The organism is Enterococcus malodoratus ATCC 43197 (genome assembly GCF_000407185.1).
Classification (GTDB): Bacteria; Bacillota; Bacilli; order Lactobacillales; family Enterococcaceae; genus Enterococcus_A; species Enterococcus_A malodoratus.
The window spans coordinates 1,350,224-1,372,908 of record NZ_KE136481.1; the positions used below are offsets into that span (position 1 = coordinate 1,350,224).

Sequence of the window (22,685 nt, forward strand, 5' to 3'; positions counted from 1 at the left end):
CGTTACCTTATTGGATATTCAGTGCCATCGCTCTTGATTTCTCTTGAGTTTTATCACCATGACTTGGCATTGCACATAGCTCTTGCGAGCATTCCAACTTAGGTAATCCCCGTTTAGCACCTGTAATAATAACTGCATAAAATTTCGGATGTGGGTTTCATCTGTATTCTTCTTTATGGAAGTTCTCGTTGTTAGAGATACGTATGTTATAGACTTCGGACGATACCTATAACATCTAACAACATACAACGTATCTAACTATCTTTCGTTGTAGGGATGACTGACTCAGACAGACCACCATTCAAGCAGTATAGCTTTCATCCTCATTTTTATTTTTTAACTTGCCAGCTCAGTCGTGGATAGATAGTTTTCCAACTTGCGGCTTTACCAACATGCTACACTCCCTGCTTAGTTTCCTTTGCAGATAAGTTGGTTGTTAATAGAGCAAAAATTCGTATCTTATTCTCTAGTGTATTGTTAGCACACCATCATTACAGGCCCGTACGGGCGCACACCGTAAGTCATTTTATAGCCCAGCTCAGACAATCTACCCAATGACACTTTTGCGAGTAGATTATCTCGAATACCATTCGGCAAACTTTGCGCATCTGGTCGCTGCAAGGCAATGATCATATATACCCCAGCTTGACGACCTTGAAGAATCAACGGCATCAATACTTTCAATACACGATCTGTTTCTTTATAATCCAAGGTACTAAAAAATGCGGCCCATTCATCCACGATCACAACGTATGGCGGCATTTCATAGAAAACATAATTTTTTCCCATTGTATAATTTTCATGTTCTCGCATGTACTTGTAGCGCTTGATCATCATTTCAAAGCTGTCTTCCAGCAATCGAAAAATTTCTTCTTTTTCCATCACTACGTGTCCTTTAAACGCAGGCAAATCGGCTAGAACACCCAAGTCGGATTTCTTCGGATCAGCAATTTTTACCGTACCGATTTCCATAAACACCTTGATCAGTGTATAAATGAAATACGTTTTCCCCCCACCGATTCCACCGCTTATAAGCATGTTCGGCATCTTGTCATACTCCCAAGAGACACCTTCCATGATTTCAATTGAGCCATTTTCTGCTTTGACCTCTCGAATAGACAAGCGGCGTTCAATGGTATCCAACAGCAACTTGTATGTGACCAACATTGGCTTTCGATCGATCTCAACTAAATCACCAAGAAATAGTTCCTCCAATACCGATCCCATCATCAGAAATTCCTTATGATTTTTCCCTCCAAGTTCAAAGGTAAAACAATCCAAGGAATCCTTTTTTCGATAGTATACCTTTGGCACTCGGATCAGTTCTTTCGAACCAGTTTCAGTTTTTATCTTTTTGGTATCCACCAAATTGTTTTTAATAAGGTATTTCAATAACCATTGGCAGCGTTGAAGTCTGCTAAAATATCCCCCATTTTCTTTGGATCGCTTCATGCCAATTAGAGAAACAGCAATTGTTAAAAATATTAGCCCTGACACTAGTATTCCTAACATGATTATTTGTGGTCGAGCCTTTTGATTTCCATCGATCACCGAAACAATGTTTGTCAAATTTTTCCAACATAGCCAAGCTGCTAAAGTTAAACTCGGGATCGAAAAGAAAAACGTGTACCAAATGTTTAGATACCGATAATACAATTGGATTCTCTTTCCTTTATAGGAGAATAGACCTCTCACATCTTCACCTTCCCTTTTTTTATGACTAGCAGCAATGGCAGACTATTGCTTATTTTTTATTCTTATCACTTTCGCCGGATTGAGTTGAATTTGCGGCAGCTTTTTGAGCGGTTGATTTCTTCAAACCTTCGGCATAAATATCTAACTCATAATATTCTCGATTCCCATCTTGTGCTGCAATGTACGTCAAATGGAACTCTGGATTTACTAACTCAACCGCTTCACGCCATTTAAACGTTTCGATCTCAGCAGTTGGTGGAAATGTAACCCGACTTGAAATTTTCTTTTTATCGCCAAAGACTAGTTCAGCCCTCTTTTTTTTGATCTCGCCTGTACTTTGTCTTGTTTCTTCGTCATAACCTAATACTGGGTCTTCCAACGAACTAAAGCGAATTGCCCCTAAACTAGAAACATCTAAAGCTTCTGTAATGTTGTTGTTGTCTTTGAATTTTAAAACCATAGTTACGCCCCTTCCTTAACTGTTGCATTAGATAGATAAAGCGAGAAATCTAAATAGCCATTTACCGAATTGGTCATTCGTCCATCATCATTCGTTTCTCGACTTGAAATTCGAACTTTATCAGGAACTAGATAAGCTTCGTCAAAATCAATCTCAATTTCACCCTCTGGCAACACCGCGGCACTTTTATCGATCACGATCGGTAAAGCACCATGTTTTTCTGAATCCCCGTAGAATTTTACATAACTGCCAAGAACACCATTCACCTCTTTTGGTGCTTCTTTAAATTGTGTACCTAAAATGAAGACTCTTCCGACCCATTCCTTTTTTACTTTTAACTTTGTTAGTTTCAAGTTCTTTCCTTCTTTCTTTCTTTCTGTTCTCTATTTAATCTTCAAAAAAACATACTTTCGAATGACATATTAATACTGAGTATATTTGAATAGCTTAAACTGACTGTTTAAGCGTTCATTAGCTCTATTCTCAAGTATTTTATCCATATTAATCCAAAGGCTCTTAAAGCGTGCTTTATTTAAGTTTTACAAACAGTTCTTTTCGAGTAAAAATTAATTACCACTTTTCCTGACACAAACAAAAGCTATGAATCAAATTCATAACTTTTGTTGTACAACTATATTTAATTATGGGATTGGGAATTGAAAGCTTTTTTTGTGTCAGAAATTATGATCGCTCTGATTAGTTTTATTGTTCCTAATTTTTGGTGCAATTTTTGTGCAATGCACTTTCATTGCACATAGATTGCACATTTTTTCTTTGTTTTACTCTATTATTGACTTTTATACAGCTTTAAATCCTTGATATGAAGCCATCTCGTTTGATACATCGAAGTACAGTAAAGATACATGATTTTTTCTGAAAAACCATCGATTGAAAATACTAGGTGAAAATGGGCAAAAGAAAAAGCGTGAATGAATCACGCTTGATTGATTTATTTAAATAGACCCATTTCATACATCGTTTCAGCAATCTGTAATGAATTCCAAGCTGCGCCTTTTAATAAGTTATCCGAAACTACCCAAAGGTGAGCGCCCTTTTCTTCATCAGGATCTTTGCGGATACGTCCAACAAATGTTTCCTTTTTGCCCACGCTATTCAACGCTTGCGGATAGATTTGCTGGCTTGGATCATCTTCCAACACTACACCAGGTGCTTGGCTGAGCAACTCTTGAATTTCTGCCACAGTAGCTGTTTTTTCTGTTTCGATATAAATCGATTCGGAATGTCCGCTCATGACTGGGATTCGCACACAAGTCGCCGAGACTTTGATCGTCTCATCTTCCATGATTTTTTTCGTTTCGTTGATCATTTTCCATTCTTCATTCGTATAGCCCTCTTCAGCAAAAACATCGATTTGAGCCAACGCGTTGAAGGCCAATGGATAATGCTTTTTATCGCCGCCGCATGGCAGAATCTCTGCTTGCCATTCATCGAGTGGTTTGTCAGCTAAAAAGTCGCGTGTTTGTTGCTTCAATTCTTCCATAGCTTGATTGCCGGCACCCGATACCGCTTGATAAGTCGAGACGATTATCCGATTTAAGCCGAAAGCCTGACGAATCGGTTCTAACGCCACCATCATCTGAATCGTTGAACAGTTCGGATTTGCAATAATACCATTGTGTTTACGCAGAGCCTCAGGATTCACCTCTGGCACAACTAACGGCACTGAAGGGTCCATCCGGAAATGACTTGTATTGTCTACTACAACCGCTCCGCGTTTCACCGCTTCTGGTGCGAATTTCGCAGAAATACCCCCGCCTGCTGAGAATAAAGCGAGATCAACGCCTTCGAATGAATCAGGAACCAATTCTTCGATCGTCTGAGTTTCGCCTTTAAATGAAAGTTGCTTTCCCGCAGAACGCTTTGAAGCCAAAAACTTCACAGTATCCAATGGCAACGTGCTGTTTTCTAATAGTTTGATCATTTGTGTGCCCACTGCACCGGTAGCGCCGACAATTGCAACATTCATTTTTCTCATCATAATCACTCTTTCATTTCATAGTATTTTAACAGTTTATCACATTCGGTTTGAAACGCAAGCAGTCTTTTCATTATTGGTCAAAATCGAATTATAAAAGGTTAAATATCGGATACTGCTTAATTTTCAATATTCTCTCTATCCTAAATAATTGATATAACAAAGATAAAATAAACTTTCTAATCCAAATATTGTAAAAAAAATTAAAAAAACAAGTTTTTTTGAATACTTTTATTGTAGTTTTCTAATAAAAGCTTTAGAATTAATATGAAAGCGTTATTCGTAGGAGGTCAATCATGAAGGTCCATGGGCATATCATTAAACAAACACGCGAGGACATGGGGTTGCCGCTAGATGCCCTCGATATCATTTGTTCACCTGCTGACTTAGAATTGATTGAATTGAAAAACGAAGGCATTTTGGAAGTCGTTTTAGATCTCTGCACAAGATTAAGTATCCCATACCACCAAGTTTTTCCGGAAACCACTCTTTTGTCAGAAGTCTCTTTGTTAAATATTGTCCGTTGTTTGCACCTGCGCCAAGAATTCTCCAGTGTTTTATTTTTATTGGATACTTATGGAAAGAAAATTTCTTACGATAACGCGCGAATCGTTGGTCACTTGCTGTATTTCCGTGCCTACGCGAACCTATTTGGCAGTCATGATACCCAAAAAGCCGTACACTATTTCCAACGAGCCTACACCTTTTTACATGATGAAAAACGATATGAACTGCTAGTACTCAAAGGATTAGCCACTTGTTATCAAGCAAACGAAGAAAAAAAGCGCGCCCGTATCTTTTTTAAACGCGCTGAACAATTGGAGGAAAAAATGAATACTCAACAACAGTTAGGTCCATCTTATTATCAAGCAGCCTGCTTCTACGCTGATCGTGGAAACCGGGAAAAAGCAAACTCATTTTGTGATGAAGGCATCCAGACTTTATTAGAAGTAAACATTACTGCTGGCTTAGAAGAGTTATTTTTTGAAAAGGCCCTGATACAGGAAAACCTCAACGAACAAATGGAACTCTTAAAACAAGCGGATTATTATGCCAAGTTAAATGAGAATTTTAATCTAAAAGAATTGATTAATAAAAAACTGAATAACAATTAAAAACGTAAAACCTGCAAAAGGGCTGTGCCAAAATTAACTGGCACAGCCCTTTTTATATGTTATGAATTACCCATTAACTTTCGTTGCTTTTCCAGGTTTATAAAAAATCATATACAGAATTGCCACGATAATTGGAATTACTGCACAGAAAATATAAATATGTTGATACGAACCTAGAAGTCCTTTAACAGCTCCCAACAAGTAAGGTCCAACACCTAATCCCAAGTCAAGGCCAATAAAGTAAGTTGATAAAGCGACACCGATACGGTCTTTTTCAACTAACTTCAAAGTAACGGCCTGTCCATTTGCCATAAAGGTTCCATACCCCAAGCCAACGAAAGCACCAGAGGCCAATAATACAAAAGTATTTCCTGTAAAGGCCAAAAGAATCAAGCCAATCGTCAAACAAATAAAACTTGGATACATTACAGCATTTTCACCATGTCTATCAAAAATTTTACCAGACATTGGTCTTGTCAAAGTAACGACCAATGCGTAAACCACGAAGAAGAAGGCTCCTGCTGTCACCAAGTGCAGTTGATCCGCATAAATAGATAGGAATCCTAGAACACTTGAGTAGGCAATCCCGATTAAAAACGCAATTCCTGCGATAAACAGGACTTTGAATTCAATAAAGCTTTCCAAACTGAATGTATTGATTTTTGCACGACTTTCTTCTGTTAACACGATATTGTTTACCTTGAATTTGAAGCAAGCCAGCATCGTGATGAAGGCTAATACGACTGCAAGGATAATAATGGCCTTAAATCCTACTAATGGTAATAGCAGCAACCCGATAAACGGACCAATTGCGGCCGCTAAACTGGTGCTCAATCCATAGTAATTAATTCCTTCACCGTATTTCGCTTCCGGGATATAAGCCGTGACAATTGCGTTTGCCGCTGTCGAAACTGCACCATAACCAAAACCATTCAAGAAACGTACACCATCTAAAATAAAGATATTGCTGCTGACCAAATACGCCGCAGTTGTTATCAAATAAAAAAGTGCCCCGTAACGTAAGACTGCTCGGCGACCAAATAATTCCAGTTTCTTCCCAATATAGAGCCGCGCAAGCAATGTACCGATGATATAAATCCCTACCGCAAAGCCCGCTTGTGCTGTTGATGCACCTAAACTTTGGGTCGCATATTTCGCTGTGATAACGACAAAACAGTAATAAACTAAAAATACAACAAAATTGATAATTGTGATTGTGATAAAACCTTTATTGAATAACTTTTCTTCTTCCTTAATTTTCAAGACCCACTCTCATTATTATGCGATACTCTCATTCAATTTCTTTAAATCAGAAATCTTTTCCGCGATCTTATTATAATTAGACGGGTAGCGATCGACTGCTTGACTAATAAATAAATCACGTGTGTGGTCAAACTCTGCCAAAAAATCCTCTAGTGTATCATCTGATTCCAGCGTATAATCCTTTCTCAGCATCAAGGCATTTTGATAGGCATCATTTAGAAAGACCAAAACGGCCTCCTTTTCAAACCGTACCTTGTAGGCTGATTCCAATCGTTCGATCATTGCGCATGTCCATTTTTTCATGAATAACCACTCCTCTTATTTCCAAATTTTCTAATCACTAGAGCATTTGGGCTGTTTGACTTACTTAACCGATTATAAGGATATAAAAAAAAGAGGAAATCAGATTTCTTAATAAAAAAAGCCCTTAATTATTTCTATTAAAAAAGGACATTAACATTTGTTTGTATCTTTTTTATACATACTTTTGATCTGATCCGACGGTTTCTTGTGATAAAATAGCAATGAAAATTTCAGTAATTTACGGAAGGAACAACGAAAAATTGGATAATACAGCTTTAACAAACTACTTAGAACAAAAAAAATTTCCAATCGTTACCAAAGAATATAAAAAATATTTGCTTTACGAAGGAATCCAGGATCACCATGTGTACATTTTGAAAAACGGCGTCATAAAGACCAGTGTCATCTCCAGAGATGGGAGAGAATTCAATTTGGACTATATCAACGATCTCGAAGTAGTCTCACTGTTAAAGGATGAATACTCCCAATTTATTGATGCCCCCTTTAATATACGGGTAGAGTCAGAAAAGGCCGAACTCTATCAAATCGATCGCGTGGAATTTTGGAAAGACATCAATCAAAATTTCGAACTGCAAATCTATGTAAAAAACTATTATCGAGAGCGGCTGCTCAAATCAATGAAGCGAACGCAACAGATGTTGATGAACGGGAAGTTTGGCGCCGTCTGTACTCAAATTTATGATTTGCACGACAAATTCGGGATTGAGTTTCAAGATGGAATATTAATTGATTTTGTCGTAACCAATGAAGAAATCGCGCATTTCTGCGGCATCAATGCGGCCAGCAGTGTCAGCCGAATCATGCATCAATTGAAAAGCTGCGGAGCCATCAAAATGCATGATCGCAAGATATTCATCAAAAACATCGAGTTGATCAAGGACAATATTATCTTCTAAACAAAACAAGCCAGTCAGAAGAATTCTGACTGGCTTGTTTTAGATTTCTGTACCATACTCGACCGGCTTATCGAATTCTCCCGGAGCATCATCATAAATGTGGCCATAAATAAAAACCGGCATTCCGATGAAGCTATTGTCATAAATTTGAGCCACTTGCGCTTTGGGTGTATTCACACATCCGTAGCTTCCTAGATCTGTCTGATAAGCCCCCGGCTGACCAAAATATTGCAGCTTATGATCCGTATCGTGCAATCCGATTTCTGTAATCGTCTGCCCATAACTCAATAATGGCAGCCAGTAGTCTACTGGAACATTATAGGTGCCGTCACCCGTTGACAAGACTCCGCTTAGATCGACGTTGCGCCGCTTATCCATAATCGTATGAAACCCGGGAACAGTCGCTGTCCCCTTATCATATCGTCCTGTGATCACATCGGTCTCCACGACCTTTTTCCCTTGATTAAAGCAGTACATTTTTTGGTTGTCCAAATCAACTTCGATATAATTCTTCGTAATGTGCAGCGGCTGTTTTTTGGTTTCTCCCCGCAGTACAAGCTGAATGATTTGGGTCTCCGGTTCCTTCAACTTTTTAGTAATTTTTTTAGCTGATTCTTTGATGTCGATAAACCAGCCGTAATTTCCAATATTTTTATACCGTAAATGCTGTCCATGAATATTCGTAAAATCAACCGATTTATAGATTGTCGAATGTTCTCGCTCCAACTCCGCTACCCAACTTAGAATCAAATCCTGATCAAAATTTCCTTGTTCATCCACCGATGCCGCCAGCATTTGTTCTGTAAGCGGTACGGATTTATTAGTCATTTTCAATTTAATTCCGCGATTTTGAACTTCTTCCAGCTTTTGCAGAATTTTTTGCTTCTGTAATTTTTTTGCTGTGACTTCCGGTTCGCGATAAAAATCTGCTAAAGCATACTCCGTTTGTAATGTACCCTCGTCAATATCCTTACAGAGCTCTTTCCGAATTTTGACAGAATCAATCACCGTCCCCTTCTTTTCAGGTTCGATCTTGAATCGATCATTTGCATAAACAATCTTCGCTCTTTTGGCTTCCTTGCCGCCAAGAAAAGACGCCCGATTAATGGCATCGATCAAATCGTCCTTCGCTCCTTTTTTTAACGGCAAACTTACTTCTCCTCTGCGAATATTCCGCTTCAAATATCCTTTTTGAAGCGTGTAGGGTGAAGCAAGCTGAAGCTTAATCGTTTGGTTCTCACCCTTCAACTCGATCTCAACTTGTTTTGTCTCCTGCCGAATCTTTTTTTCGGCCGCAGCGACCGATAGACCGCCAACATCGACATTGGCGACGGTCGATCCAAAGTAAAAATGCGAACCGAAATAAGCATAGACTAGTAAAAAAAAGGCCATCGCCCCCGCAACGACACCAACAATCCTCAATACCCTTTGACTTTCATACTCCTTCAATCACTGTCACCCACTTTATAAAGCCCAATAATTACCAATATTATAAATCAAATAACTAATTATTTATTCTTAAATCATAATTATTAATATTTTTTAACATTTTTGGTAAAAAAAGGATTCAGAGCCCCCTTTATGAGGTTCTGAATCCTTTAAAAATTCTATTTCGCTAAAAATAAAATGATTTTTACATTTTCGTGTGGTCTGTACGTGAAATTACGTCACGACGTTGTTCAGGTGTTAAGTCGCGGAATTTCACGGCATAACCAGATACACGAATGGTAAAGTTCGCATATTTTGGATTGTCGATATCTTTATCCATCTCTTCTAGTAATTCGCGGCCAAAGACATTGACGTTCAAGTGATAACCACCTTTGTCAAAGTAGCCATCCAGTACTTGGCGTAAGTTGTCTACTTGCATCTCTTCATCATCCGTACGGCCTAATGCTCCCGGATTGATTGTTTGTGTATCAGAGATACCATCTTGCGCACAAGAGTAATTCAATTTCGCTGTTGAGTTTAATGAAGCCAACAGACCATTTTTCTCACCTAAGAATTTGCCATCTTGATAACTTGGGTTCGCACCTGGTGCTAACGGTTTACCCGCACGGCGGCCATCTGGTGTATTCCCAGTATTTTTCCCGTAAACAACATTTGAAGTGATCGTCAATAATGACAATGTTGGTGTTGATTCACGGTACGTATGTTGACGTTTGATTTGAGTCATGAAGTACTCAAGAATCCAGTTAGCCATTTCATCCGCTTCGTCGTTGTCATTTCCGTACGTTGGGAATTCGTTTTGCGGAACGTAATCAATTGCTAAGCCGTTTTCATCGCGTATTACTTTTACGTTTCCGTGTTTGATCGCCATCAATGAATCCGCCGCATGAGAAATACCAGCGATCCCAGTTGCGAAAGTGCGGTTCAAATCAGTGTCCATCAACGCTAATTGTGGTGCTTCATAGGCATATTTATCGTGCATGTAATGGATCACGTTCAATGTATTTACATATAATTCAGCTAACCAATCTAAAACATCTTTATAGCTGTCCATGAATTGATCGAAGTCGATGCTGTCACCTTCCAATGGACGGAAACGAGGACCCACTTGCATTTTGGTCATTTCATCAACTCCACCGTTGATTGCATATAAGACTGCTTTGGCTAAGTTGGCACGAGCACCAAAGAATTGCATGTCTTTACCAATAACGGTAGCGGATACGCAACATGCGATCGCTGCATCATCAGATCCCCAGTATTGACGTAATAAATCATCATTTTCCAATTGGATCGATGAACTCTCTTTAGCAACTTTTGCTGCATAAGTTCGGAAGCCTTCTGGTAAATGAGAAGAATACAAGACAGTCAAGTTTGGCTCTGGTGAAGGTCCCATGTTTGTTAAAGTGTGCAAGATACGGAAATCATTCTTCGTTACTAATGAAGAACCATCCATATTCATTCCTGCTAATGATAATGTCGCCCAAATTGGGTAACCAGAGAATAATTGGTTGTACTCAGGAGTACGAGCAAATTTAACCATGCGCAGTTTCATGATCAAATGATCGATCATTTCTTGTGCTTCGAATTCAGTGATAACACCGCGCTCTAAATCACGTTGGATATAAATATCTAGGAATGCAGAGATACGGCCGATCGACATTGCGGCACCGTTTTGTGATTTGATGGCTGCTAAATAGCCAAAGTATAACCATTGGATCGCTTCTTGAGCGTTAGCAGCTGGTTTTGAAATGTCATAGCCATAGCTTGCAGCCATTTCTTTCATGTCAACTAATGCACGGTATTGTTCAGAAACCTCTTCACGTAATTGAATCACGTCGTTCGTCATAACTTTGCTGCCGACGTTTTTCCAATCTTTTTTCTTTTCACTCATTAAGTAGTCAATACCGTATAAAGCAACACGACGGTAATCACCAATGATTCGTCCACGTCCATAAGCATCTGGTAATCCAGTGATGATTTTGTTTTTACGAGCCAAACGCATTTCATCTGTGTAAGCGTCAAAAACACCTTGGTTGTGAGTTTTGCGCCATTTGTTGAAGATGAATGACATGTCATCGTCTACTTCATAGCCATTTGATTCTAATGCTTTGTTTGCCATATTGATACCGCCAAATGGCATGAACGCTTGTTTTAAAGGTACATCCGTTTGCAATCCAACAATTTTTTCTTCCTCTTGGATTAAATAACCTGGTGCGTGAGAAGTGATCGTCGCTGGGATATCGCTGTCCATATCGTATACACCGTTTTGCTTGTGTTGTACTTCAAAAAGCTCTTGTAATTTGTCCCACAGTTTTTCTGTACTTGGTGCAGCGCCTTCTAAAAAGCTGTCGTCACCTTTATATTCTGTATAGTTGCGTTTGATGAAGTCCAACGTATTGACTTCATGCTGCCAGCGTCCTTCGTTAAAACCTTCCCAAGGACCTTTTATTTGTTCTACAGTTTTGTCGATTGTAATAGTTTCCATATGCGCGCTCCTTTGTTAAATAGTTTCATAATAATTTAAAATGATTATAACAAAGGAATCTGTTTTAAGAAAGGGCTTTTTTATTACCTTATGGCCGAAAAACCTTTTAAAATAATGATAATTATTTTAACTATCACGTACTCCTGTTACAGTTTTCACTATAACAGATGATGTAATTGATAATGACAGTTTTTACCTGAGAAGCAGATATTGCTCACCAATATACAATATTCTCCTATAGATGAAACTGAAAAACAGGTGACTAATACAGTCGAGCTTGTGAAAAGTTTCTCCCTTCAAACTCTCATAAAAGAAAAATTTCCAATGAAAAAAAATTTTTTATCTCATTATTCTTGCCACTCATTCTAATCCGAAAATCAGCCTTCAAAACTGTTATCAAATATTTTACGATTTTTTCTTGCTGTTCCTCTTCGGCTTGAAAATAAAGCATATGTAAACTAGAATGATTTCTAACTAAAAATAACTGAAAATTATTTTAAAACGATTTACTATGGAGGCTAATGTCCGTAATCCTAATTATTTAATGACTATCTCTAAAAAAATGACGAGGCACTTCGCTTAAAAATACTCAAATTGATTAAATTGGTATACAATATCAGACGTATGTGTTTATTAATTGGGAGGTACGTTATGTTAGAAAGGTATATTGAAAAAAATATTTTTCGTCAGGTTTATCTTTGTCAACAATTGTATCAGAAGAAAAAGATTGCCTTACACACAATGGCTGAACGATTGAATGTTTGTACAATTACGATCACTAATGATCTCGAATTACTGAAGGAATCTTTCGGGCAAGAGATTCTTACTTTCGAACGAACGAAAAACACCTGCAAAGCATCCTTTAGTTCAGCCTATTCCCTATTGGAATTGACCCAGCGAATCTTTCGCCGCTCTGATTTTCTACGTGTCTTGAATGATTTTTTGAGCGGAAATACTCACTGGTCGGAAATTGCAGAAAAAGAATTTCTTTCCACCAGCAAGATCTATCAAATTCGGGCAGATATTTTTGAATTTGCCGAGGAATTGGGCTATTTGCAGTCAGACCACACGATCAAGCTGCCGGAAAAGGATCTGCGTTACCTGCTTTTAGCCATTTCAAGATATACCGGTGATCGTTCGGCCATTCCATATAATAAAATGATCGCTTCTTCTGCCGCCGATTTAATAGATTATGTGGAGGAACATTTTTTTGACCGCGATTATCCCAGCAGCGAACGGGAAATAATCATTTTGGGCAGCCAATTGAGCAGCCAGCGAGCGAGGCAATTCCCCATTCAGTTTTCTGACGACGAAAAACAATCTGCGCAACAAACACCTTTATTTGGCTTATTGCGTGAAGGCGTAAAGACACTAAAGTCCACTATCTGCACAAATGAAGAGGAATTATTTTTTATTTATTCACTTTTTAACGCAAGAAATTATCTTTGCAATAATTTGGAGCTACTGCAAAAAGATTTTGAAGTCGTCTATCAAAATCCCATCAAATGCTATCCTGAAATAGAAAAATTACTTCAACAATTACGATCAGCATTAAACATTTCAATAGAAAACGAATTGCTCTTAAAAAAAGCTTTTCTGCCTTTTATCCGTTCCACTTGGGCCAACATGCAGCTTTTCCAACCTGATGTAATTTATCTCTTAGATAATAATCAGCAGGAGCTTTATCAAACTGTTCAACATATTTTGAATCAATGGGCGGCCGATTACCAAACTGAGATTCATTGGAACGAAAACCTTATCCGTAAAATGACTTTGACGCTTGATTTATTGCGCAGAAATACCTTCGACGAGAAAGTTGAGTTGTACATTGTCGCGCCTTCAGATTTCAATTTCTTATACTACCGAAAACAGCTTAAAGCCCTGCTGGATGATCATTTCATTATCAGCAATATGATTTACAATACATTGAACGAAGTCGTCGATGATGTCTTCTTTTGTTCAAAACGGGTCATCGTGTGTGACACCGCTCTTTATCAGCCTGACTTAGGCAGTGAAAACACATTAATCTTCCCAGTGTCCTTACAGACGATCAACTCAACCTGTTTTGAAATCAATCAAGTCATAAGACCGCTCGAAAAAGAGGCCGTGACAGAAGTGGGCGGCTTTAAAAAATAAGAAAGCATTTCCGAAATTTGACTTATTACCAAAGAAGCTTCTTCTGAAATGCCGTTTATATGTAAAAAGTAGGTGTGACAAAAATCTTGTCACACCTATCTTTTTTAATGCGTAAATCCGTAAGTTTTGATTTCTGGTTTTTTATGATAAACCACATGAGCGTTGTTCAACGCTTCAATCGCTTCTTGCATATCTTGAACGTAGTCACAAGCCATGTTCATCCCAAAGTCTGAGCGAATAACCAAACGTTGGATGATTTCTTGATCTAAGTTCTTAGGAAGCGGATAAGCGGGAACTTGCCATCCTTTCATCAAAAGACGATCAGCCAAATCATACAAAGTCCATTCTCGTGAAGAATCCTCTTTTAATTTGTAGCATACAATCGGCAATTGAGAGCCATCATTAACAATTTCAAACAGACCTGTTTCTTCAATCGCTTTGGCCAGATACAAAGCAACTTCGTGAGTCCGTTCATGAATCGCCTTATAGCCATCAAATCCATAGCGTACAAAATTATAATATTGACCAATCAATTGTGCCGCACTGTGAGAGAAATTGATCGCCATGGTTGGCAATTCGCCTCCAAGGTAGCTGACTTTGAAAATCAATTCTTTTGGTACATATTTTTGATCACGCCATAAGACCCAACCCACACCAGGATAAACCAAGCCATATTTGTGACCTGAAGAATTAATTGAGATAACATTTTTCAATCGGAAATCCCAAACAAGATCTGGTTCAGTGAAGGGTGCATAAAAACCACCGGAAGCGGCATCCACATGGATGTAGACTTTGTAATCTGTTTGTTTATTGTATTCTTCGACTAAATCATCTAATCCTTTGATATCATCGTAACGACCGGTGTAAGTAATCCCCATGATCCCAACGATTCCGATCGTATATTCATCCACATAATCCATTACTTTATCTAAATTGATTGACATGTGTTCTTTATTCATCGGTACTTCACGCATTTCAATATCCCAGTAAACACAGAATTTTTCCCAACATACTTGGTAGCCAGAAGAAATGACCAAATTCGGTTTTTTCGCATTTAAATCCAAGCCTAATTTTTCTGCCCGTTTGCGCCAGGCGAATTTCATCGCCATTCCGCCCAACATGCAGGCTTCAGAAGAACCAATCGTTGACGTGCCCATAAATTTTTCATTTTCACTAACGTTCCAAAGATCAGCAATCATATTCACACAGCGATTTTCAATTTCTGTTGTGCGAGGGTATTCTGATTTATCGATGGCATTTTTTTCTAAGGTTTGGCTCATTAGTTTGACTGCTTCAGGTTCCATATATGTTTGACAAAAGGTTGCTAGATTCAACCGAGCATTTCCTTCGTCCAGCATTTCGTCTTGAACTAATTGATATGCCACGCGCGGTTCAATCGATTCTTGATTCAATTTGTATTTTGGCAAATCAACTTGTTCACTTTTTGATCCAAAAATAGGTTCTAAATATTCTGCTTCATCACGATTTTCTTTTCCATATAACATGTGTAATTCCTCCTGAAAAATATATTTATCTAATGTTTCAATGTGTGTTCTTCTGTTTGAACAATCTGATGTTCTCCTCGAGCTGCTGGATGGGTTGCCGCATTCACATCTCCTGCTTCCATGTGAACGGGTTCTTCCAAATTTTTATGATCATGTTTATCATGCAACTCATAAATAATGAATGGTAAAATGACCGTAATAACAAAACTGATTAACAAAATTGCCTGATAGGTTCGATCCTCGCCCTTCGCAATTGATGCAGGCGGAACGAAAGAAATCAGCAAAGCAAAAACTGATAGCAATAGTCCGATACCGGCAATCAAGGTTTTCCCTATTTTTTTACCTGGCACATTATAAGTTCTTTTCAACCCTTGCTTCTTATAAACCAAAACAAAATAGCCGATAAAGAACAATAGATACCCTACTAAATAAATGACTACCGTCAGTGAAATGGCAACTAAGAAGGATAAATTATTTCCGCCGCCGCCAAAAGTCAACACCGCACCCCAAATAGTAACGATCACACCTTGGATCATAATTAACGGAACAGGTACGCCGTGGGTATTTGTTTTGCGCAGAAAATCTGGCAGTAGTCCTCGTTGTGCTGCGGCGAACATCCCGCGAGATGGACCGACGACCCAAGAACTTACTTCCCCCATTACACCAAAAGCAATCATTAACGCGATCACCTTAACGAGCCAGCCTAGATGACTATTAAAATGTAAAATCAATGATTGGAAGGTTTGGATCACTCCAGCGCTTAAAGACAAGTCTTTTTGGGGAATCACTGCAGCGACAGAAAAGCCGCCAATCGCATCCAAGGCAATCGCTAAAATGACCAATAGGATCATCGCTAGCGGGTAATTTTTTCTTGGATTTTCCAATTCATTGATATGCGAAGCGGATGCCTCGACACCCATGTAAGCTAAAATAAAAGATACAAATACAACCAAGGTTGATAATTGTGAGAAATCTGGTACAAAAGCCTTTGTACTGATCGCAATCTCAATCGGATTTCCTCCAATAAAGTAAGCCGCTGCTAAACCAAACAGAATAACGGATGGAATGAGAATTCCAATCAAGAATCCTGCCTTGGCAATTTTAGCCGTCCGCTGCGTCCCGCCTAATTGTGAAAAAGTCAGGCCCCAAAAGATGATTAACAACCCGATGTATTTCATCAACGGATCCGTATTTAATGCTTGAAAATTCAAGACATAGGATAATGCCCCCAAAATGAAATAGATCATGGTGACAAACCCTACAGTAATTTGAAACCATTGAAAAAAGATGGCCGCAAAACCAAAACGTTCACCTAAGGTTTGGCTGACCCAACTAAAAATGCCGCCATTTTGCCAGCCTTCCACGGTAGACATTTCAGCCGCACACAAAGCCACAGGTAAAAACCATAAAATCCCGCCTAGTAATAAAAAGAAGACTAGGTGTAACTTTGCTGTAGCGAATGTCGGATACTCATAGACAGTCAAAACCATAGAAGCTGTCAAAGCAAAAAAGCCAAATAGAGATAATTTTTTCTGATTCATAGATACGCTTCTTTCCTTTTCTTTAATTATTTGTTAGCGAATGGCTTCAGGGGAAAAACATCGTTGAATACTGATTGACCATTTTGTGCACCTCTTTCCTTACAAGGACAAGTATAGCGAGGCGGTATCGGATTTTTTTCTTGATTTTTTTAAATCAAATCGAGAAAAATAAAAAAAATGTAGAAAAAAAGTCCTAGCTCTCTTCTGAATCAGAAGAAAACTAGAACCTTTTTGTTTTACCTACATACTGTATTCTTTAATATGCTCATTCATTAAGCCGTTCGGCACATCATGGAGACGGTAACCATTTCCCCAATAAGTAATGATCCGGACATTATCAATATGCGCGTGGGCAATTTTCTTATGGATATTACCTACCGTCGTCGACATTTGAACCAAACGCGACTTGCTGACCTCATTGTTCCAAACCTTGTTACACAATTCGTCTCTGGAAATGATCTTTCCACTTCCTTCGGCTAAAGCGCTGATGATTTTCTTTTCAATATTATTCAACGAACTGTAGAAGAGCACCAAATCCTGCTTCTTCATTTCCGATTGTCTGACTAATCCTTTTGAAAGAGATTCATTCTGGCCTTCTCGTTTATCACTTAATAGTAAGAACTCTCTTAATTCTGTTAACGTACAATCAATCGACAAACAATGATTCTCATCAATGTTCGGCACCGGCTCATCTGTGCGCCGCAAATAATGCAGATCCTTCTCCACAACGATCGGTAAAATTTCGTTAAACTCCTGATTCGTCAGGGTTTCGCTAAAAATGACAATGTCAAAAAGAGACAAAATCTCTTCAAAATATTGCGGCTTGTCGACATCAAAAAATTCTTTTAAAACAAACACTTCGTAATCTAACCGCTGCAATTCGTCCTGAAATTCTTGTTCGATAATAATATTTCTAGTCAAAATGATTACTTTTTTCATTTTACGTCACTCCCGTCTTTACTCAATTCCACTTTTTTTACACCCATTAACTCCTAAAACTCTTCTCTTGTTTATTCGTCTAAACATCGAATACCATTTTTTAAGTCCTTAACAACTTCATGCGGCAAATGATTTTCTCGCCTCAATACACCCATCAATTGCTCCTTTAAATCTGACCCAATATGCTGCGCTTGATCCTCCGCTTGTTGAATAATCCTGCGACTTAAAGTTGTTGCTTCTAGCAACGTATCCGCGACATCCACCTTGACAAACAAATCGAGAGCGGCATTTTCTTCCTCTTGAAATAGATAACTAAATAATTGATCATTTCTATCATGTTCATACATATATTGTTCTAACAGTCGTTCATACTTTTCTTGTAAATTCGTGATTTCAGCCACTTCGTCGGAAGAATCATGACAAACTGCTGCTTGTTCATGAAGATTCCTTCCTTGAAGGATGAAGCGGCGCCTCTCTAAATTGTCCTTATTATGATAGACAACTACTTCTTTTTTGATCGGTATGTCGACATCATCTAATTTCTTTGTTAATTCTTTTAAGTTGTAACGGTAGGCCGAAACTTTTTCTTCCAGTGCCCCACGAATACCTTCCAATTTTTCGACCTTGTCTAATAGTTCTTCGTTCTGATTTTCCAATACTTCAACCTTGTCTAACAATTGCTCATCAGTATTATCATTTAAATTAGAAACATTCCTATTTTTCAAATTGGCTTCATCTCTCTTCTTTGTGATTAAGATCAAAAGATTTTTGCTTCTGTATGTATGAATTTTGACTTATTATGTAAAACTTTATTTCACTTTTAAGCAGATGCTCTGCACTTGTGAAACCGCCAGAAGCTTATCTTCTATTTACTATCTATTGATTTTTGCACTATTTATCTTTAAATTCCCTCCTTAATATGGTACAAACTAGCGATTTAGAAAAAAACAGATGCGTGTTTAAATCTCCTTACAAATTCAAATAGCGAATTACTTTTTTTCAATTTGAATTTGTTAACACTTGAGAATGTCGGACTGTAGTACAAACCACCAGTTGTGATAACCTTAGTTATATAATTGACAGCGAATTCCAATCGTTCTCTAATTCAAAAAGAATAAAAATTATTTTTATTTTAAATAAATAATTTTTATGTTTTATTATACATCTATTTTTAAAAAATTATAAAATATTTTTTATAATAAATCAATAGTATATTAACTTTTAAAGAAACCTTTTTTTTAAAATGATTTTTGCTCATCGAAATTTTTAACAATTTACACATTTAAAAAAGAGCATGAATCTCTTCAACTTTTTTTCTGAAACAATCATTAGAAATAGCTACATAATAATAATTCTCTAAAAACAATAGCTCTGTTCACCCTTCCAATATCGAAACCAACTTTTCAGTTATGAATAACTTAAAGACAAAAAAAGACCTCATTATCGATAAAATCGATCGGCCAACTTTTAATATATTTATCGAAAAAAAATAATAAAACGTGCATATTCATCAAATGCATACAATAAATATTTATTCATGATTAATTCATATTTATCGATTTTATTCACTAACTTCTTTTTGCCCAATCAGTTATTTATCCTTTTACTGCTCTTCAGACCTTTTTCAGACTTATTCTAATCTAGGAGATGTATTCTAATATAATAAATAAATAATTTACAAACTGATGACCAGAAATAGCCGAATCATCGTATTTAGCTACCTACTATTTTTTGTATTACTTTATAAGAATTATTCTTTTGTTGCTATGTAAGCGGCTATCTCAACAGTTTATTGTGCCTCAAAAAAGTTTTAGAAACAGCATCCCAGCTTATTCCGCTTCAATTGTTTGTATTTGAGCGATAATTATTAGTGCATTAATATAAAGTTTCCTTTTGATTCCATTGCATAAATCGTTTTATTTCGTGTCGATCGTTTTAAAAAGACTCTGCTGGGCGTCTACGATAATCGTACACCGCTCCTAGCAGAGCCTATTAGTTGCACCTATTTACAATACTCATTATCACTGTTTTTTGTTACCTAGCTTAAGATGAACTATTTCGATCAGAGTTAAAAGATTTACTTACACTTTCCAGCAAATCACTACTCTACAATCGTTAGTACCGGTTTTTCGCTCAGATCATCGTATAAGAAATCAAAAATTTTCTTGTTCAAGCGATACCCTTGACCCCAAACCGTTTGAATTGCTTCATCCCCAAATTCGTTTTCCAGTTTCTCATTCACTTTTGAGACAACTTTTGACAAGCTCGCTAAAACTGATTTTGTTGGCGCCTTTTCCCATATTTGACGACTAATTTCTTCTCTTGGTACTGTACGATCTCCTGATTGAATTAAATAGTACACAATTTCTTTTTGTTTCAGCTTCAAATTCAGGTCGGATAACTTTTGTTTTACCGTGATTTGTTGACTGCGATCCGCTTCCTTCGATGCTAACTTAGATAATTCCGCGACTAATAAAATTTCTCTTACTCTCTCCAAACTCGAATCCATTGGAATCCAAGCATCATAAATGGAGTCAAAAGTTTCATCACAGCTAACTTCATTTATACGCCGGAAAAATTTCAAGTTTTCCTTTGGTAAAACTTGGATCAATTCTTCTACTTCTTTGTCATACATCGTCTCACTAAAAATAATTCCTTCGAACTGAGCCAAAAGCTCTTTGTTGAATGTGCCTCGCTTAAACGCTGTTATCAAACTATTGGAACAATAGACCTCATTTCCCAATTGCTTTAATTGACGTTCAAAGTTTTCTTCATATAAAGGAACCTTCGTTAATAGTAATAATTGCATGCCATCCATCCTTTCATATCGCCGTATTTTTCTAGTCAGCTGTTCTTCTCGCCTTGCCATCTTCCACTCACTGCCAAAAATATTAGTACGTTTTTTGAAATAGAATGGAATTATTATCAAATATATTAATATATAAAAAATAATTGCATAAATTAATTATAATATAATGTTAATTTATGGTCAATTCCTAGTTTAGTACAATGATTATGCAGACGGTTGTTTTTTATATGTATTATATTAATATGAATACACTTATAATGTCCATTAAATTTTAGTTATACGCTTACAAACACGACAAATGACGGAAACATATAATCTTTAAGTCCTTAGATACGAAAAAAGCACATAAAAAAAGAATCATAAAAAAAAGCTGCTCAGCTTCTGAATACGACAGAAACTGAACAACTTGTTCGTTTAACCTTTTATTTTACATTTAAAATCCACATGAATCCGATGAAGACAAAAAACAACCCATACATGATCGGCGAAACTTCTTTCCCGCGTTTGGCAGCAAGCATCGTAATTGGATAGAAGATGAAGCCTAAGGCAATCCCATCCGAAATACTATATGTCAACGGCATGCCAATCAAAATTAAAAATGAAGGGATCGCGATCTCTAATTGATTCCATTTGATTTGACTCAAGGATTGAGCCATCAAAACGCCTACCACAATTAAAGCTGGTGCGGTGACTTGCGATGTAACAACTGACAATAATGGTGAGAAAAATAGACCAAAGATAAAAAATATGCCTGTCGTGATTGCCGTCAAACCAGAACGTCCGCCAACAGCGATACCTGCTGAAGATTCTACGTAAGCCCCCACTGGTGAAGTGCCTAATAATGATCCGGCCAACATAGCAGTAGAATCAGAGGCCAAAGCTTTTCCAACTCGCGGCATTTTATTGTCTTTCATAAAACCAGCTTGATTCGCTAATCCGACTAGCGTCCCCGCTGTATCAAAAAAGGTCACCAATAAGAAAGTCAGCACAACGACCCAAAGCTGAAGCGTGTTAATATCTTTTACATGTTTCAAAGCAACTAAAAAGGTTGGTTTCAAACTAGGTGCCGCCGAAATAATTTGTGTTGGCGCCTGAATCAAGCCGGTTACTAAGCCTAATAATGTTGTTGCGACCATGCCGATAAAGATTCCGCCTGGAACTCGCCGCACCATCAAGATCGCAGTCACGATCAAGCCAAAGACTGTTAACCATGTCGTCCCCACACTCATTGAACCTAAACCGACTAATGTTGATTTATTCGCTACGATAATGCCGCCTTCGCTCAACCCTAAGAAGGCGATGAATAGGCCGATCCCGCCTGAGATCGCATATTTCAAGTCGGCTGGAATAGCGTCAATGATCATCTCGCGTAATTTAAAAACTGTGATCAAAATGAAGATCAGCGATGCAACAAATACGCCGGCTAAAGCTGTCTCCCAGCGTATGCCCATTCCGATACAAACAGAATAAGCAAAAAAGGCATTGATCCCTAGTGCAGGTGCGGTGGCGATCGGATAACGCGCCAAGACACCCATCAAAATACAGCCCAAGGCGCTGGCTAATGCCGTTGCCGTGAAAACGGCCCCTTCATTCATTCCAGAGGCACCCAGCACACTAGGATTAACAAAGAGGATATAGGCCATTGAAATAAAAGTGGTGAACCCCGCCAGAATTTCTCTCTTTACTGTGGTGTTTAGTGTTTCGAGTTCAAAATAAGCATTTATTTTTTCTTTCATGTTGCTCCCCCTACGGTCTAAAAATGTTCGTAAAATAATAGCATGTTTTTTCAAACAACGAGGATAATCATATAATAAACAGGTTAATAAGTAAACAATAATATGTAAATGAACGAAAACCCGAACATTAAACAAAAAAGCACTTTCAATTATTGAAAACCTTTCCGCCGAGTCAAACAAACTAGTGGACAAATAGCCCAATCCTCGCTATTTTTGAAAAGAACTTCATCGCAAAAATATCCTTTCTATTTTATACATTCAGTACATCGGTTGAATGGATTGCGACTTGAAAATCAGATTTATTTTTCTGTAAGGAAAAATGATTACCTTAAAATGAAA

General features: G+C 37.7%; 17 protein-coding genes. 3 read left to right on the top strand and 14 right to left on the bottom strand.

All coding sequences use genetic code 11. The annotated features are described in order from the left end of the window. Positions 1–477 precede the first annotated feature (477 nt). The 4 genes from I585_RS06765 to I585_RS06780 form a co-directional block, all read right to left on the bottom strand. Entirely contained in the window at positions 478–1,656 is a 1,179-nt protein-coding gene (locus tag I585_RS06765; protein ID WP_244265975.1) for an FtsK/SpoIIIE domain-containing protein, read from the bottom strand. 88 nt (positions 1,657–1,744) lie between these two features. Continuing rightward, complete coding sequence (locus tag I585_RS06770) at positions 1,745–2,155, bottom strand: DUF961 family protein (protein WP_010743135.1); 411 nt, start codon at positions 2,153–2,155, stop codon at positions 1,745–1,747. 2 nt (positions 2,156–2,157) lie between these two features. Continuing rightward, the gene (locus I585_RS06775; protein WP_010743134.1) at positions 2,158–2,508 is read right to left on the bottom strand and encodes a hypothetical protein; all 351 of its coding nucleotides are present in this window, start codon (positions 2,506–2,508) and stop codon (positions 2,158–2,160) included. Between the two features lie 596 nt (positions 2,509–3,104). After that, positions 3,105–4,154, bottom strand: coding sequence for an aspartate-semialdehyde dehydrogenase (locus I585_RS06780; RefSeq protein ID WP_010743133.1), 1,050 nt, complete (start codon positions 4,152–4,154; stop codon positions 3,105–3,107). A gap of 293 nt (positions 4,155–4,447) precedes the next feature. Here I585_RS06780 and I585_RS06785 point away from each other — a divergent pair, with 293 nt between their 5' ends. Further along, on the top strand, positions 4,448–5,266 hold the full coding sequence (locus I585_RS06785; RefSeq protein ID WP_010743132.1) for a hypothetical protein: 819 nt from the start codon (positions 4,448–4,450) through the stop codon (positions 5,264–5,266). Between the two features lie 66 nt (positions 5,267–5,332). Here the strand turns inward: I585_RS06785 and I585_RS06790 are convergent, their stop codons facing one another. Beyond that, positions 5,333–6,529, bottom strand: a complete 1,197-nt coding sequence (locus tag I585_RS06790) for an MFS transporter (protein WP_010743131.1) — start codon at positions 6,527–6,529, stop codon at positions 5,333–5,335. 15 nt (positions 6,530–6,544) lie between these two features. Continuing rightward, entirely contained in the window at positions 6,545–6,832 is a 288-nt protein-coding gene (locus I585_RS06795) for a hypothetical protein (RefSeq protein WP_010743130.1), read from the bottom strand. Positions 6,833–7,053: 221 nt separating this feature from the next. On the opposite strand from I585_RS06795, the gene I585_RS06800 reads away from it, so the two are divergent. Beyond that, positions 7,054–7,749, top strand: coding sequence for a Crp/Fnr family transcriptional regulator (locus I585_RS06800; protein ID WP_420890394.1), 696 nt, complete (start codon positions 7,054–7,056; stop codon positions 7,747–7,749). Between the two features lie 39 nt (positions 7,750–7,788). On the opposite strand, the gene I585_RS06805 is transcribed toward I585_RS06800, so the two are convergent. Then, positions 7,789–9,198 (bottom strand): L,D-transpeptidase family protein, encoded by a 1,410-nt coding sequence (locus I585_RS06805; RefSeq protein WP_010743128.1) that lies wholly within the window; start codon positions 9,196–9,198, stop codon positions 7,789–7,791. A gap of 184 nt (positions 9,199–9,382) precedes the next feature. Next, entirely contained in the window at positions 9,383–11,680 is a 2,298-nt protein-coding gene (gene pflB / locus I585_RS06810) for a formate C-acetyltransferase (RefSeq protein WP_010743127.1), read from the bottom strand. 651 nt (positions 11,681–12,331) lie between these two features. Here pflB and I585_RS06815 point away from each other — a divergent pair. Then, positions 12,332–13,816, top strand: coding sequence for a helix-turn-helix domain-containing protein (locus I585_RS06815; protein WP_010743126.1), 1,485 nt, complete (start codon positions 12,332–12,334; stop codon positions 13,814–13,816). 104 nt (positions 13,817–13,920) lie between these two features. On the opposite strand, the gene gad is transcribed toward I585_RS06815, so the two are convergent. From gad to I585_RS06845, 6 genes are all read right to left on the bottom strand, one after another. Beyond that, complete coding sequence (gene gad / locus I585_RS06820) at positions 13,921–15,321, bottom strand: glutamate decarboxylase (protein ID WP_010743125.1); 1,401 nt, start codon at positions 15,319–15,321, stop codon at positions 13,921–13,923. 29 nt (positions 15,322–15,350) lie between these two features. Beyond that, positions 15,351–16,862 (bottom strand): glutamate/gamma-aminobutyrate antiporter, encoded by a 1,512-nt coding sequence (gene gadC, locus I585_RS06825; RefSeq protein ID WP_010743124.1) that lies wholly within the window; start codon positions 16,860–16,862, stop codon positions 15,351–15,353. 240 nt (positions 16,863–17,102) lie between these two features. Then, positions 17,103–17,801: a helix-turn-helix domain-containing protein gene (locus I585_RS06830; RefSeq protein WP_010743123.1), complete on the bottom strand. Its 699-nt coding sequence runs from the start codon at positions 17,799–17,801 to the stop codon at positions 17,103–17,105. Between the two features lie 71 nt (positions 17,802–17,872). Continuing rightward, the gene (locus I585_RS06835) at positions 17,873–18,562 is read right to left on the bottom strand and encodes a hypothetical protein (RefSeq protein ID WP_010743122.1); all 690 of its coding nucleotides are present in this window, start codon (positions 18,560–18,562) and stop codon (positions 17,873–17,875) included. 1,340 nt (positions 18,563–19,902) lie between these two features. Then, on the bottom strand, positions 19,903–20,610 hold the full coding sequence (locus I585_RS06840; protein ID WP_010743121.1) for a helix-turn-helix domain-containing protein: 708 nt from the start codon (positions 20,608–20,610) through the stop codon (positions 19,903–19,905). 422 nt (positions 20,611–21,032) lie between these two features. Further along, the gene (locus I585_RS06845; RefSeq protein ID WP_034708455.1) at positions 21,033–22,346 is read right to left on the bottom strand and encodes an NCS2 family permease; all 1,314 of its coding nucleotides are present in this window, start codon (positions 22,344–22,346) and stop codon (positions 21,033–21,035) included. Between the last annotated feature and the right edge of the window lie 339 nt (positions 22,347–22,685).

What these genes read in the sequence shown, in the direction of transcription:
- I585_RS06815 (WP_010743126.1), top strand. Translation starts at nt 12,332, where the DNA reads ATGTTAGAAAGGTATATTGAAAAAAATATTTTTCGTCAGGTTTATCTT.
- I585_RS06840 (WP_010743121.1), bottom strand. Translation starts at nt 20,610, where the DNA reads ATGCAATTATTACTATTAACGAAGGTTCCTTTATATGAAGAAAACTTT.
- I585_RS06845 (WP_034708455.1), bottom strand. Translation starts at nt 22,346, where the DNA reads ATGAAAGAAAAAATAAATGCTTATTTTGAACTCGAAACACTAAACACC.
- I585_RS06780 (WP_010743133.1), bottom strand. Translation starts at nt 4,154, where the DNA reads ATGATGAGAAAAATGAATGTTGCAATTGTCGGCGCTACCGGTGCAGTG.
- I585_RS06770 (WP_010743135.1), bottom strand. Translation starts at nt 2,155, where the DNA reads ATGGTTTTAAAATTCAAAGACAACAACAACATTACAGAAGCTTTAGAT.
- I585_RS06795 (WP_010743130.1), bottom strand. Translation starts at nt 6,832, where the DNA reads ATGAAAAAATGGACATGCGCAATGATCGAACGATTGGAATCAGCCTAC.
- I585_RS06785 (WP_010743132.1), top strand. Translation starts at nt 4,448, where the DNA reads ATGAAGGTCCATGGGCATATCATTAAACAAACACGCGAGGACATGGGG.
- gad (WP_010743125.1), bottom strand. Translation starts at nt 15,321, where the DNA reads ATGTTATATGGAAAAGAAAATCGTGATGAAGCAGAATATTTAGAACCT.
- I585_RS06830 (WP_010743123.1), bottom strand. Translation starts at nt 17,801, where the DNA reads ATGAAAAAAGTAATCATTTTGACTAGAAATATTATTATCGAACAAGAA.
- pflB (WP_010743127.1), bottom strand. Translation starts at nt 11,680, where the DNA reads ATGGAAACTATTACAATCGACAAAACTGTAGAACAAATAAAAGGTCCT.
- gadC (WP_010743124.1), bottom strand. Translation starts at nt 16,862, where the DNA reads ATGAATCAGAAAAAATTATCTCTATTTGGCTTTTTTGCTTTGACAGCT.
- I585_RS06800 (WP_420890394.1), top strand. Translation starts at nt 7,054, where the DNA reads ATGAAAATTTCAGTAATTTACGGAAGGAACAACGAAAAATTGGATAAT.